Here is a 12,090-nt window from a genome sequence, read left to right as displayed (position 1 = left end):
CTCCGACATCCAGCTCACGAATGCCGTTATGCGGTTGAACCGGTCGGTCTTGTGGGTGATTGCGAGCGCGGGAGGCTCAGGCGTCCAAGCTGCCGCCGCCCATTGCTGTGCCTGCGCGGCATCCCGGCGCCCAGGCAGGGCCCGCGATTTAGGCTGTTGCGCCCAGGCCGCATCGAGGACGTCCTTGAGGCTAACCGGCGGCGTGGGTACCGGCGCCTCGCAACCTGCCATTCGCCTGGGTGCTTGGGCCTGGTCAGTCGTCGGCTTTGTCCTCGGAAATGTGGACCGCCATGTCCTGCAGCACCTGGCTGACGTGCTGGTCCGCGATGCTGTAGAAGATGTGCTTGGCTTGGCGTTCGCCGCGCACGAGGCGCGCTCCGCGCAGCAGCCGCAGGTGATGGCTGACCAGAGACTGCGACAGGTCGAGCGCTTCGGCGATGTCCCCCACGGCGACCGAGCCATGCATGCACTGCAGCAGGATCTTCAATCGCGATTGGTCGCCCAGCAGGCGGAAGGTCTCGGCCAGAACAGCGACGTCACTTTGCGACATTGCGAGGGCATCGGTCGCCGCGTCGTGGCTGGTGGTCGAGCATTGCGAGGTGTCGGCGCTGGTGGTTTCGCGGGACGTCATGGATGCAAATCCTCAAGTGGAGTGCGAGCCGGCTCGCGCGGCCTCAATGCCTGTGACCAGGAGCGGAATGGTCGTGGTCATGGCCGTGGCTGTGCCCGCCGCCATGCTTGTGATTGCCATGATCATGGCCGCTGTGGTCATGACCGCTGTGATCGTGGCCGCTGTGGTCCTGACGCTCCGACGTGGGCTGCAAGCTGCAGACGTTCTCGTCGGTGCCCGAGTTCCAGTCGATCCCGACCGTGGCGTGTTCGATGCTGAATTGCTCTCGAAGCACCGCTTCGACGCGTTTGACCACGGCGCGTGCTTCCTCGTCCACGTTGGGGCGAACGTGCAGCGTGGCCATCGTGCGCCCGGAGGTGAGCTGCCACACGTGAACGTGGCTGACGGCCGCCAGGCCCGGCACGGCGCCCATCAGGCCTTGCTCCACCTTTTCCGGCGAAGCATCCTCCGGCGCGCCTTCCAGCAGGATGTGGATCGACTTGGCGAGCAGCTTCCATGCGCTGCGCAGGATCAGCGCCGCCACCAGGACCGACAGGATGGGATCTATCGGCGTCCAGCCCGTGAGGTAGATGACGATCGCAGCGACGATGGCGCCGACCGAGCCGAGCAGGTCGCCCATCACGTGCAGGATGGCCCCCTTCACGTTGACGTGATCGGTCTCTCCGCGGGTCATGATCCACAGCACGAGCACGTTCACCAGCAGGCCGAGCACGGCGACGATCATCATCGGGCCGGCCAGGATCACGGGCGGCGCCTGCAGCCGCTCCCACGCCTCGTAGGCGATCCAGGCGACGATCGCGAACAGGGTCACGGCGTTCAGGAAACCGGCGATGACCTCGAAGCGCAGGTAGCCGAAGGTGCGCTTGCTGTCGGCCGCGCGGCGGCCGAACCGGAATGCTGCGTAGGCCAGTGCGAGCGCCGCGGCGTCGGTCAGCATGTGGCCCGCGTCGGCCAGCAAGGCCAGCGAGCCCGACAGCACGCCTCCGACGGCCTCCACAACCATGAAGCCGAAGATCAGGAAAAAGGACAGCAGGACCTTGCGCTCGTTGGCGCTGGTCACGGTCGGGGTGTGGTCATGATCATGGTCGTGATCGTGACCATGGTCATGGTCATGGTCATGGTCATGGTCATGTGCGTGGGATTGGGACATGGGGCCTCGGGAAACTGGGTCTTTGACTGTGGCTCAAAATATAACACATGAATATGTGTTCATGTGAATTGATTTGCACATTTGTGTCCGCGTCTCACCACGGCCGGGATGCCGCTCCGGGCAATTGCCTTAGCCTGGCTCGGCGACCATTCCCCACGCTTGGCAAGCAGCCGTTGATCTAACATCCAGTGGCAATATCCCCCCTGGGGGGATATGATTTCAGCATGGAAGACATGCATAAGCACACCACCCATCCCGACCTGGTGAAGCGGCTCAAGCGCGCCGAGGGGCATCTGCGGCACGTCATCGGGATGATCGAAGGGGGAGAAACCTGCCTCGACATCGCCCGCCAGCTCGCGGCGGTGGAAAGCGCGGTGACGGCGGCCAAGCGCGTCCTGATCCACGACCACATCGACCACTGCCTGTCCCATGACGAGGACTCCGTTCTGACCGAAATGAAGGCGCTGACCAAACTGCTCTGAGGCCGTCCGATGCTCTCCGTGCTGAAGAACCGCACCTACCGCCACCTGTTCACCGCCCAGGTGATCGCGCTCGTCGGCTCCGGCCTGATGACGGTGGCGCTCGGCCTGCTGGCCTACGAGCTGGCCGGCGCGGATGCAGGCGCGGTGCTCGGGACGGCGCTGGCCATCAAGATGCTGGCGTACGCGGGGGTCGCGCCGGTCGCGCAGGCCTTCGCCGACCGGCTCCCGCGGCGCTCGCTGCTCGTGGCGCTGGACCTCGTGCGAGCGGCCGTCGCGCTGTCCCTGCCCTTCGTCACCGAGGTCTGGCAGATCTACCTGCTGATCTTCGTTCTGCAGGCGGCGTCCGCCGGCTTCACGCCGACCTTCCAGGCCACCATCCCGGACATCCTTCCCGACGAAGAGGACTACACGAAGGCGCTGTCGCTGTCCCGGCTGGCCTACGACCTGGAAAGCCTGATTTCCCCGATGCTGGCCGCCGCGCTGCTGACCGTCATCAACTTTCACAACCTGTTCGCAGGAACGGTGCTCGGTTTCCTCGTTTCAGCCGCTCTCGTGGTCAGCGTGCGGTTGCCCACGTCCGTCCCCGGCCGGCGCCGCGGCATCTGGGAGCGAACGACGCGCGGCACGCGCATCTACCTCGCCACGCCACGCCTGCGGGGCCTGCTGGCGATCAGCCTGGCCGTCTCGGCGGCAGGCGCGATGGTGTTCGTGAACACGGTGGTGCTCGTGAAGGCGCGTTTCGGCCTGGGCGAAGTCGAGGTGGCGTGGGCACTGGCGGCGTTCGGAGGCGGCTCGATGGTGGCCGCCTTCGTCTTGCCGTCCCTACTGGAGAAAGTAGCCGACCGACCCGCGATGCTCACCGGCGCCGCTGTCCTCGTCGTGGGCACGGCGATCGGCGCACTGCTGCCGAGCTATGTGCTGTTGCTGCCGCTGTGGCTGGTGATCGGCTTTGGCTACAGCGTGGCGCAGACGCCATCCGGCCGTCTTCTGCGCCGCTCGGCCCACGCCGAGGACCGTCCAGCGATCTTCGCGGCCCACTTCGCGCTGTCGCACGCCTGCTGGCTCATCTGCTACCCGCTGGCCGGACGCTTCGGCGCGGCCACGGGGCTGCAATCGACGTTCGTCGTCATGTCCTTGATCGGCCTGGCTGGCGTGGCGCTGGCGCTTCGGCTGTGGCCGGCCAGCGACCCGTCGGACTTGGCCCATGACCATCCGAACCTGTCGGCGGATCACCCCCACTTGCGTCAGCACGCGAACCAAGGCGGGCACCATCACGTGCTGGTCGTGGATGACTTGCACCGGATCTGACCGAAAGGATAGGCCTCACGGGACGCGGTAAGGGCTGTTTCGCACCAAGGCTAGTCGTCGCTGTTGTCCTCAACGATGTGGATGGCCATGTCCAGCAGCACCTGGCTCACGTGCTTGTCCGCTACCTCATAGAAGATCTGCTTGGACTGGCGCACGCCCCTGACCAGACGGGCTCCACGCAACAGTCGAAGGTGATGGCTGACCAACGACTGCGAGAGTTCGACGGCTTCCGCGATGTCGCTTACCGACGTGGACCCCTTCATGCAGCACAGCATGACCTTGAGCCGCGACGGATCGCCCAGGAGCCGGAAAGTCTCGGCCAGGATGGTCACGTCATTCTGTGACAGGGAGGCCAGATCGGTGCTTGGGCCCTTCGGTGGGGCACTGACTGGTTTGCGTGGAGTCATCTCTCAAAAATTCCTACCCTCGAACGGCTGTTCGTGCCCTTCAGGATCAACGAGGCTGCGACCGCTTGAGCGCGCGCACAGCCCGGGACCAGGGCGAGCCTGGCGACCAAGGCCCCTCGTTTCCCCCGTGCGCCGGGCCATTTCTGAAACCTGACAGTACCCGAAAAAAGCGCTTGACCTTCCCACGATGGTAAACCCCAAGCTCCCCCCGTGTCGAATATCAACTATGGGAAACAACCATGAGCATGCCAATAACGAGTGATGCTCGTGCCACCGCAGCAGCGATCAGCCTACCCATCGAGGGCATGACCTGCGCGAGCTGCGTCGGCCGAGTCGAGGCCGCCCTGGCCAAGGTGCCGGGCGTGGACAGCGTTTCCGTCAATCTCGCCAACGAGCGGGCGGACATCCGCCTGGCCGGTCCTGTCGATCGCATCGCGTTGATCCAGGCGGTCGAGAAGGTCGGCTACGACGTGCCGGCTGGCACCGTCGAACTGGCGGTCGAGGGCATGACCTGCGCCTCCTGCGTGGGCCGCGTCGAGAAGGCACTCAAGGCCGTGCCCGGCGTCACCGAGGCCACGGTCAACCTCGCGACCGAGCGTGCCACCGTGCGCGGCGTGGCCGCCGTGGCGGACCTGATCGCGGCCATCGAGAAGGTCGGCTACGAGGCCAACCCGGTGGATACCGGCGCGCAGGCCGACGAGGAAGCCGCCGAGAAGAAGGACGCCGAGCGCGCCGAACTCAAGCGCGACCTGACCCTGGCCGCCGTGCTGGCGCTGCCTGTGTTCGTGCTCGAAATGGGCTCGCACATGATTCCCGGCATGCATGAGTGGGTGGCTTCCACCATCGGCATCCAGCAGAGTTGGTATCTGCAGTTCGTGCTGACCCTGCTGGTGCTCGCCATTCCGGGCTGGCGCTTCTACGAGAAGGGCTTCCCGGCGCTGTTCCGCCTGGGTCCCGACATGAACTCGCTGGTCGCGGTCGGCACGGCCGCGGCCTTCGGCTATTCGATGGTCGCCACATTCGCGCCCAGTCTGCTGCCGGCCGGCACGGTGAACGTGTACTACGAGGCGGCCGCCGTCATCGTGGCGCTGATCCTGCTGGGCCGCTTTCTTGAGGCACGGGCCAAGGGCCGCACCTCCGAGGCCATCAAGCGCCTGGTCGGCCTGCAGGCCAAGGAGGCGCACGTGCTGCGCGACGGCCGCATCGTGGACATCCCGATCAACGACGTGGCGCAGGGCGACATCGTGGAAGTGCGCCCCGGCGAGCGCGTGCCGGTCGATGGTGAAGTGACCGAGGGCCGCAGCTTCGTGGACGAGTCGATGATCACCGGCGAGCCGATTCCCGTGGAAAAGGCGGAAGGCAGCACCGTGGTCGGCGGCACCGTCAACCAGAAGGGTGCGCTGACGCTGCGTGCCACCGCCGTGGGCGGTCAGACCATGCTGGCGCAGATCATCCGCATGGTCGAGCAGGCGCAAGGTTCCAAGCTGCCGATCCAGGCCGTGGTGGACAAGGTGACACTGTGGTTCGTGCCCGCCGTCATGCTGGCCGCCGTGCTGACCTTCTTGGTCTGGCTGGTGTTCGGCCCGTCGCCCGCGCTGTCCTTCGCGCTGGTCAATGCCGTGGCGGTGCTGATCATTGCCTGCCCGTGCGCCATGGGTCTGGCGACGCCGACCTCCATCATGGTCGGCACGGGCCGCGGCGCCGAGATGGGCGTACTGTTCCGCAAGGGTGAAGCCCTGCAACTGCTCAAGGACGCCAAGGTGGTGGCCGTGGACAAGACCGGCACGCTGACCGAGGGCCGCCCGGTCCTGACCGACCTGGAGATTGCCGACGGCTTTGACCGCAACCAGGTGCTGGCGAAGGTCGCCTCTGTCGAATCGCGCTCGGAGCATCCGATCGCACGCGCCATCGTCGAGTCGGCCGTGGAAGGTGGCATCGCGCTGCCGACGATGACCGACTTCGATTCGGTCACGGGCATGGGTGTGCGTGCCACCGTGGACGGCGCGCGTGTCGAGGTCGGTGCCGATCGCTTCATGCGTGAGCTGGGGTTGGACGTGAGCGGCTTCGCTCGCACGGCCGAGCGCCTGGGCAATGAGGGCAAGTCGCCGCTGTACGCCGCGATCGACGGCCGACTGGCCGCCATCATCGCGGTGGCCGATCCGATCAAGTCCAGCACGCCCGCGGCCATTGCTGCGCTGCACCAGCTCGGCCTGAAGGTGGCGATGATCACCGGCGACAACGCGCGTACCGCGCAGGCCATCGCCAAGCAACTGGGCATCGACGAGGTGGTGGCCGAAGTGCTGCCCGAGGGCAAGGTCGAAGCCGTGCGCCGCTTAAAGGCCACCCACGGCCAGATCGGCTACGTGGGTGACGGCATTAACGATGCGCCGGCGCTGGCCGAGGCCGACGTGGGCCTGGCGATCGGCACCGGCACCGACGTGGCGGTGGAGTCGGCCGACGTGGTGCTGATGTCCGGCAACCTGCAGGGTGTGCCCAACGCCATCGCGCTGTCCAAGGCCACCATCGGCAACATCCGCCAGAACCTGTTCTGGGCGTTTGGCTACAACACGGCCCTGATCCCGGTAGCTGCTGGCGTCCTATACCCCGCATACGGTGTGCTGCTGTCCCCAATTTTCGCGGCCGGAGCGATGGCGCTGTCCAGCGTGTTCGTGCTCGGCAACGCGCTGCGCCTGCGCCGCTTCCAGCCGCCGCTGGCGGCGGATACCGCTCATTGAGAAAGGAGGAACACCATGAACATCGGTGAAGCATCCAAGGCCTCGAAGGTCTCGGCCAAGATGATCCGCTACTACGAGCAGATCGGCTTGATTCCCCCGGCCGACCGGAACGATTCGGGCTACCGCGCCTATAGCCAGGACGACGTACACCGGCTGCACTTCATCCGGCGTGCGCGCGACCTCGGCTTCTCGGTGGCCGAGATCACGGACCTGCTGGGACTGTGGAACGACAAGTCGCGCCAGAGTGCCGACGTCAAGCGCCTGGCGCAGCAGCACATCTCCGAGCTGGACCGGCGCATCGCGAGCATGTTGGAGATGGCCGAGACGCTCAAGGCGCTGATCCGGTGCTGCGCCGGCGACGAACGGCCCGACTGCCCGATCCTGCACACGCTGGAGCAACTCGATACCAGCGACGACGAGCCCGAAGCGCGCACCGGCGCCGTGCCACGGCGTACAAGTGGCAACGCAGCGGCAACGAAGCCGCGTGCGCACTGAGCAGCCGGGAGAGACATGCCCAAGATCACCGTCTTGCCCCATCCTGAACTGGCGCCCGAGGGCGCCGAGCTGAACGTGCCGGTCGGCACCTCGATCTGCGAGGCGCTGCTAGACAACGGCATCGAGATCGAACATGCCTGCGACATGAGCTGCGCCTGCACGACCTGCCACTGCATCGTGCGCAAGGGGTTCGATTCCCTCAACGAGGTCGAGGAGTGCGAGGACGACCTGCTTGACCGGGCCTGGGGGCTAGAGGCGCAATCGCGCCTGAGCTGCCAGGCCATCGTGGCGAACGAGGACCTGACCGTCGAGATCCCGAAATACACGATCAACCATGCCAAGGAGAACCACTAGGACCCAGCGTGCCGCCGCGGGCGCGCCGGCCTGCGGCGGGGTTGCTCTGGCAGACGGAGGACTGACGGCGTTGCAGCCTGACGACCGACCCGCGAGCCAGATGTCTACACCCCCTTGCACCACCGCCGGTTAGGCTGGAAATGTCGTCAAAGTCCTTCAATCCGTGATAGTCGGCGCTGCGGCCGGCCCATGAAAAGTCCCACAGGAGAAGTCCAGCATGTCTGCGCCCAAACAAGCCACGCTCTACCGGATGGTCATGCCCGGCCATACCTGCCCCTACGGGCTGAAGTCGCTCGATCTGCTCAACCGCAAGGGCTACGAGGTCGAGGACAAACACTTGGCGAGCCGCGAGCAGACGGATGCGTTCAAGAAGGAGCATGGCGTCGAGACCACGCCCCAGGTCTTCATAAACGGGCGGCGCGTGGGCGGCTACGACGACCTGCGCAAATTCTTCGGCATGTCCGTGAAGGACAAGAACGCCGTGACCTACATCCCTGTGATCGCGCTGTTCGCCATGGCGGCCGCGATGGCGCTGGCGGCGAGCTGGGCGGCCTTCGGCCAGCTCTGGAGCATTCAGGCGGCAGAGTGGTTCGTGGCCTTTGCCATGTGTCTCCTGGCGCTGCAGAAGCTCAAGGACGTGGACGGCTTCGCGACGATGTTCCTCAACTACGACCTGCTGGCCAAGCGCTGGGTTCGGTATGCCTATTTCTACCCGTTCGCGGAGGCCATCGCAGGCGTCCTGATGGTCGCGGGCGTGGGGATGTGGGTGTCGATTCCGTTGGCGCTGTTCATCGGGACCGTCGGGGCCGTGTCGGTTTTCAAGGCGGTCTATGTCGATCGCCGGGAACTCAAGTGCGCCTGTGTGGGCGGGGACAGCAACGTGCCGCTGGGCTTTGTGTCCCTGACCGAGAACCTGATGATGGTGGCGATGGCCCTGTGGATGTGGGCCAAGGTCGCCTACCTTGGGATGCACTGAGCGCCGCGCCAGGTACGGCACAGCGCACGTGCTCGCATCGGTTGTCCTGTGTGCAGGCCGGCCACGACGCGGTGTTACTACGCGCGCGGCGGGAAGCCAGCTTCGCTCAGGGCCGCGGCGATCTGCTCTTGCGAGGCCGAGGTCTGGACCTCGACACGGCGGGTCGGCGGGTCCGTGACGATCTTAGCGTTGGGGTCGATCGTTTGGATCGTTTTCGTAACGGTGCGGGCGCAGCCGCCGCAGGTCATGTCTTCGAGATGGAATTGCATGGAAAACTCCTTTCGGGTTTGGGTGTTTGAAGTCTGGTCCTTGCCAAGGTTGGAAGGTCAAGCGCTATTTGCATCCCCGCTACACCAATCGGCCGAATGCTCATAGGGGCAAGGCCGTGGTGCTCTTTACCCGATCCAGCACGAAGCTTGTCTTGCAGTCCTGCACGCTGGGGTGCTTGAGCAGCGTGTCGAGCACGAAGCGAGAGTAGTGAGCCATGTTCTTGACGACCACCCGCAGCAGATAAGGCGTGTCCAAATCCAGCATCGTCGCCGCCGCCTTGGCGTCCTGGCTGTCGCCGGACGCGGCCGACCAGCGCGAGGCAGCCATCGCCAAGCGATTGGATCGGCTGTCGCGCCAAGCCGAGCGCATGGAGCGCGATCAGAACATCGCCATCGAAACGCTGGCGCTGTTCATCCGCTACTACCTCACCGTCAGCACGCCGGTTCCCGAAGCGCACCAAGACGCGGCCCGCGCGCAGGGCAAGGCGCGATTCGAGCAGTTCACCGAGCAGCTTGGCCGCCACCTGATGCGCGGGCGCAGCCTGGTGCGTGACGTGGTGGAGGAACTGCACCCCGACCCGATGCGGATGGAGGACGCAGCGGCAGCCGCTCAAGCACGGGAGCGTGCGTCATGAGCGCCGTTCCCCAATCCATGAGCGCCACGTCGCTCGACCGGCGCATCCAGATGCTGCGCACGGCAATGGGGCCGCTGATCGCCACCGCGCTCGAAGACCCCGACGTCGTGGAAATCATGCTCAACCCGGACCGCACCCTTTGGGTGGATCGCCTGTCTGTAGCCACCTCGCATCCATGGCAGTGTTCGCTTCGGGTCGAATAGGGGCCCTAGCATTCCTGATCGCGTCGTCGGCGCCAGCTCGTCTGCTTTCGGCCGGAACCTACGCGTATGCTAGCAATCACAGTCCACAAAACCTTGTGGCGATTCAACTTGAATGAACTGCTATGCGCCAGCTTTGGATTGAAGACGAGTGATGTGGTCGAAGGCAGCGAGTTTCGCCTCCGCTTGAGACTTGTAGTTGCGGCGAGCGTGCAGGACAGTTGAGTCGTCTAGCGCAGCCAAGGTACAGGCCCATTCTCCGCCGCGCGGGTAAACGGTAATGCGGAATCCATCCGAAGTGATATGCGGATTCCCCTTTGCCGAAACTTTCCACGCACGCGCAGTCCAACGCTTGCGCTTTGCTGCGCTGCTTTTCATAGAGGCTTCACGGGCTCGCGAGGCCGCCAGGTCGCCTTCCATGTGGCCGGCACATACACACCCAACCTCGAGAACGTTCGGGTAATCTGGGTGCTCCATGTGATGGACGTAGCGGATGGTTTGCGACTCGCACATCTCGCAATCGATCTGCGGCTCTCCAAGATCCTCAATATCTACGCAAGTCCAGCCGCGATGCGGCACTCCGGCTACAGACCACTTGCCTCGCCTATGCGCGACCAGCTCTTATTCTGTCAGAGGATTAGTTACTGCCATAGACCCTGACTACCTAGTAGCCGGACCCTAGAGTCCGGTCAAATGAATTATTCACAGCGCACCTTGTGGCAGGCTATCCCCTGATACCGCTCGATCTTATGTCCGCTGCGTCCGGGTATCAAGCACATGCATACCCCCACCACGAACAGGGCGGGAGCGAGCCCTTCAGCGGAGGTCTCCCTGGAGTCGAAACTGGAGGCTAGCATCGCTCGGGCCGAAACCTGCCTCAGTGCCCGCTTCTGGCCAGAACCGGACGTTCTGCACGAGTAGCGAGCATGTCTGCAGAGAGATGGCGGTTAGGTGGTCGGGTCCCGACGCTGTACCTTACTTGGCTCCAGCGGGCTGATCCGACGAAGCGGTGGTTGGGGCCTCGGCCAGTTCAGGCGAAATGAAGTTGGCATGCACCAAGGCAAGCTGCCCACCTTCAGCAGCGTAGTACTCGGTGACCCCGCAGTTGGGCACATCGCCTTCGCGGTCAAGGTCGAGGATGGCATCCTCGTCCATGCCTTCTAGAAGGTATCGCATGCAATTCACAATCACTTGGTGCGCGACGATCATCACGCGTGCACCGGCGTGGTTCCGTTGGAGATCCCCGACAACGCCGCGTAGCCGCAAGATGACATCACACCAGCTTTCTCCGCCCGGTGGGCGAAAGTAGAACTTTCCGACCAGCCGTCTCTGCGCGGCCAGTTCCGGGAAGGTAGCGACGATGCCACTGGAGGTGTAGCGGTCCAGAACGCCGAACTCCTTCTCACGCAGGCGCTCATCAATGATTAGACGGTGGCCAGGGCCAAGCGCGTCGGCCACGGCTTGGGCGGTCTGCCTTGCACGCATGTATGGAGAAGTCAGCACGATTTGCGGGCGTTGGTGCTCGGCAAGTCCCAGTACCCAAGCACCCAGTGCTTGCGACTGGCGCTCCCCCAGCGAGGAGAGAGGCACGTCCGCGTCGCGGTGTTCCAACTCGATTAAGGTGATGTTATTTGCCTCAGCGTGGTCTCGCGCAACGTTTCCGGCGCTTTGGCCATGCCGTACCACCCAGATCCGCTCTGGCCACCGCGCGGCAACCCCCTCCATCGCACTGTTCTGCTGCATATCAATCTCCCGCTTATCTGTCCGGGCGTTGTAGCGGGCATAAAGTCCTGCAAACGACTGGGTTGAGACATGGTTGAGACCTTGTCGACGACCGAGCCACCTTATCCCCGCTTGACGAAAAGCCGATGTCCGCTGCAAGCGCTCCCTTTCGCAGCGAAGCGCTATGCCTTTGCCTAAGCCTCCACATCGCGCATTGTTAGCGCCGTTTCAAGGCCGGTTTAGTGTCGGCTGCATCGGGCACATGCGCGGCGCAAGAAGGAAGTTCTGTATGTCATTGGGGGAGAGCGCGACACTGTCATAGCATTCGAATTGACTGCACCCCAAGCGAAACCTTTCAACTTTGAAGTCTTCCCGAGCTGCTTCAATGCCCTCCCCCAAGCGAGAGCTGAGCTAGTCGCTCATCGATTCTTAACCGCGCCAGATCCAACCCCGTGTCATCGTTGGCGTAGGGTGAGCCAAACAACGGGACCTCTACCCACCAGCATTCCTGACCGGGGTGTACGTAAGGCGCATGATCGTCTAGCAGAAGGGCCTCCCCGGCGTGAGATGTAACAAATCGCAGGTCCTTAGTTGGTCCGTACCATGAAACGTAGTGAAGCTTCCCAAACCAGCTCGGGGCCACACCCTCCGCTACGAGAAGCCTACAGATTTCTCGCACTCTTGACTCCGGAACAGTCGTAAAGAGTACTAGCTGACTGAACTTGA

The 12,090-nt window shown here is 64.2% G+C and carries 12 protein-coding genes and 2 pseudogenes; 8 read left to right on the top strand and 6 right to left on the bottom strand.

All coding sequences use genetic code 11. From position 1 onward, the window contains the following. Positions 1-253: 253 nt before the first annotated feature. On the bottom strand, positions 254-631 hold the full coding sequence (locus ACSYAO_RS00795) for an ArsR/SmtB family transcription factor (protein WP_049462204.1): 378 nt from the start codon (positions 629-631) through the stop codon (positions 254-256). A gap of 43 nt (positions 632-674) precedes the next feature. After that, complete coding sequence (locus ACSYAO_RS00790; protein ID WP_279947639.1) at positions 675-1,781, bottom strand: cation diffusion facilitator family transporter; 1,107 nt, start codon at positions 1,779-1,781, stop codon at positions 675-677. A gap of 233 nt (positions 1,782-2,014) precedes the next feature. Here ACSYAO_RS00790 and ACSYAO_RS00785 point away from each other — a divergent pair, with 233 nt between their 5' ends. Together ACSYAO_RS00785 and ACSYAO_RS00780 are read left to right on the top strand one after the other, a co-directional pair. Further along, complete coding sequence (locus ACSYAO_RS00785) at positions 2,015-2,263, top strand: metal-sensing transcriptional repressor (protein ID WP_169708473.1); 249 nt, start codon at positions 2,015-2,017, stop codon at positions 2,261-2,263. 9 nt (positions 2,264-2,272) lie between these two features. Further along, positions 2,273-3,571: an MFS transporter gene (locus ACSYAO_RS00780; RefSeq protein WP_049462206.1), complete on the top strand. Its 1,299-nt coding sequence runs from the start codon at positions 2,273-2,275 to the stop codon at positions 3,569-3,571. A gap of 50 nt (positions 3,572-3,621) precedes the next feature. On the opposite strand, the gene ACSYAO_RS00775 is transcribed toward ACSYAO_RS00780, so the two are convergent. After that, a complete protein-coding gene (locus ACSYAO_RS00775) occupies positions 3,622-3,903 on the bottom strand; it encodes an ArsR/SmtB family transcription factor (RefSeq protein ID WP_425523792.1) in 282 nt (93 codons plus the stop codon). A gap of 314 nt (positions 3,904-4,217) precedes the next feature. On the opposite strand from ACSYAO_RS00775, the gene ACSYAO_RS00770 reads away from it, so the two are divergent. The 4 genes from ACSYAO_RS00770 to ACSYAO_RS00755 all read left to right on the top strand — a co-directional run bounded on the left by ACSYAO_RS00770 (position 4,218) and on the right by ACSYAO_RS00755 (position 8,538). Further along, entirely contained in the window at positions 4,218-6,713 is a 2,496-nt protein-coding gene (locus tag ACSYAO_RS00770; RefSeq protein ID WP_049462208.1) for a heavy metal translocating P-type ATPase, read from the top strand. 15 nt (positions 6,714-6,728) lie between these two features. Beyond that, positions 6,729-7,208 carry a Cu(I)-responsive transcriptional regulator gene (cueR, locus tag ACSYAO_RS00765; protein WP_049462209.1) on the top strand — a complete coding sequence of 160 codons (480 nt, stop codon included), beginning with the start codon at positions 6,729-6,731 and terminating at the stop codon, positions 7,206-7,208. A 15-nt stretch (positions 7,209-7,223) separates the two neighbouring features. After that, positions 7,224-7,562 carry an ISC system 2Fe-2S type ferredoxin gene (fdx, locus tag ACSYAO_RS00760; protein WP_008786744.1) on the top strand — a complete coding sequence of 113 codons (339 nt, stop codon included), beginning with the start codon at positions 7,224-7,226 and terminating at the stop codon, positions 7,560-7,562. A gap of 217 nt (positions 7,563-7,779) precedes the next feature. Continuing rightward, positions 7,780-8,538: a MauE/DoxX family redox-associated membrane protein gene (locus ACSYAO_RS00755; protein ID WP_049462210.1), complete on the top strand. Its 759-nt coding sequence runs from the start codon at positions 7,780-7,782 to the stop codon at positions 8,536-8,538. Between the two features lie 77 nt (positions 8,539-8,615). On the opposite strand, the gene ACSYAO_RS00750 is transcribed toward ACSYAO_RS00755, so the two are convergent. Then, positions 8,616-8,807 carry a heavy-metal-associated domain-containing protein gene (locus tag ACSYAO_RS00750; RefSeq protein ID WP_049462211.1) on the bottom strand — a complete coding sequence of 64 codons (192 nt, stop codon included), beginning with the start codon at positions 8,805-8,807 and terminating at the stop codon, positions 8,616-8,618. Between the two features lie 100 nt (positions 8,808-8,907). Continuing rightward, the gene (locus tag ACSYAO_RS00745) at positions 8,908-9,024 is read right to left on the bottom strand and encodes an Lrp/AsnC ligand binding domain-containing protein (RefSeq protein WP_239684509.1); all 117 of its coding nucleotides are present in this window, start codon (positions 9,022-9,024) and stop codon (positions 8,908-8,910) included. A 28-nt stretch (positions 9,025-9,052) separates the two neighbouring features. On the opposite strand from ACSYAO_RS00745, the pseudogene ACSYAO_RS00740 reads away from it, so the two are divergent. Both ACSYAO_RS00740 and ACSYAO_RS00735 read left to right on the top strand, forming a co-directional pair. After that, a pseudogene (locus tag ACSYAO_RS00740) lies at positions 9,053-9,442 on the top strand (CopG family transcriptional regulator); the annotation flags it as partial. 50 nt (positions 9,443-9,492) lie between these two features. Further along, positions 9,493-9,600 (top strand): annotated as a pseudogene (locus tag ACSYAO_RS00735) (P-type conjugative transfer ATPase TrbB); the annotation flags it as partial. A 1,017-nt stretch (positions 9,601-10,617) separates the two neighbouring features. Here the strand turns inward: ACSYAO_RS00735 and ACSYAO_RS00730 are convergent. Further along, positions 10,618-11,385, bottom strand: coding sequence for a histidine phosphatase family protein (locus ACSYAO_RS00730; protein ID WP_134950774.1), 768 nt, complete (start codon positions 11,383-11,385; stop codon positions 10,618-10,620). Positions 11,386-12,090 lie beyond the last annotated feature (705 nt).

It is taken from the genome of Stenotrophomonas sp. STK16_22, assembly GCF_051984505.1.
In the GTDB taxonomy this organism is placed as follows: Bacteria; Pseudomonadota; Gammaproteobacteria; order Xanthomonadales; family Xanthomonadaceae; genus Stenotrophomonas; species Stenotrophomonas maltophilia_A.
This window is presented reverse-complemented; position numbering and strand designations above follow the sequence as displayed.

What these genes read in the sequence shown, in the direction of transcription:
- ACSYAO_RS00795 (WP_049462204.1), bottom strand. Translation starts at nt 631, where the DNA reads ATGACGTCCCGCGAAACCACCAGCGCCGACACCTCGCAATGCTCGACC.
- ACSYAO_RS00790 (WP_279947639.1), bottom strand. Translation starts at nt 1,781, where the DNA reads ATGTCCCAATCCCACGCACATGACCATGACCATGACCATGACCATGAC.
- ACSYAO_RS00785 (WP_169708473.1), top strand. Translation starts at nt 2,015, where the DNA reads ATGCATAAGCACACCACCCATCCCGACCTGGTGAAGCGGCTCAAGCGC.
- ACSYAO_RS00780 (WP_049462206.1), top strand. Translation starts at nt 2,273, where the DNA reads ATGCTCTCCGTGCTGAAGAACCGCACCTACCGCCACCTGTTCACCGCC.
- ACSYAO_RS00770 (WP_049462208.1), top strand. Translation starts at nt 4,218, where the DNA reads ATGAGCATGCCAATAACGAGTGATGCTCGTGCCACCGCAGCAGCGATC.
- cueR (WP_049462209.1), top strand. Translation starts at nt 6,729, where the DNA reads ATGAACATCGGTGAAGCATCCAAGGCCTCGAAGGTCTCGGCCAAGATG.
- fdx (WP_008786744.1), top strand. Translation starts at nt 7,224, where the DNA reads ATGCCCAAGATCACCGTCTTGCCCCATCCTGAACTGGCGCCCGAGGGC.
- ACSYAO_RS00755 (WP_049462210.1), top strand. Translation starts at nt 7,780, where the DNA reads ATGTCTGCGCCCAAACAAGCCACGCTCTACCGGATGGTCATGCCCGGC.
- ACSYAO_RS00750 (WP_049462211.1), bottom strand. Translation starts at nt 8,807, where the DNA reads ATGCAATTCCATCTCGAAGACATGACCTGCGGCGGCTGCGCCCGCACC.
- ACSYAO_RS00745 (WP_239684509.1), bottom strand. Translation starts at nt 9,024, where the DNA reads ATGGCTCACTACTCTCGCTTCGTGCTCGACACGCTGCTCAAGCACCCC.
- ACSYAO_RS00730 (WP_134950774.1), bottom strand. Translation starts at nt 11,385, where the DNA reads ATGCAGCAGAACAGTGCGATGGAGGGGGTTGCCGCGCGGTGGCCAGAG.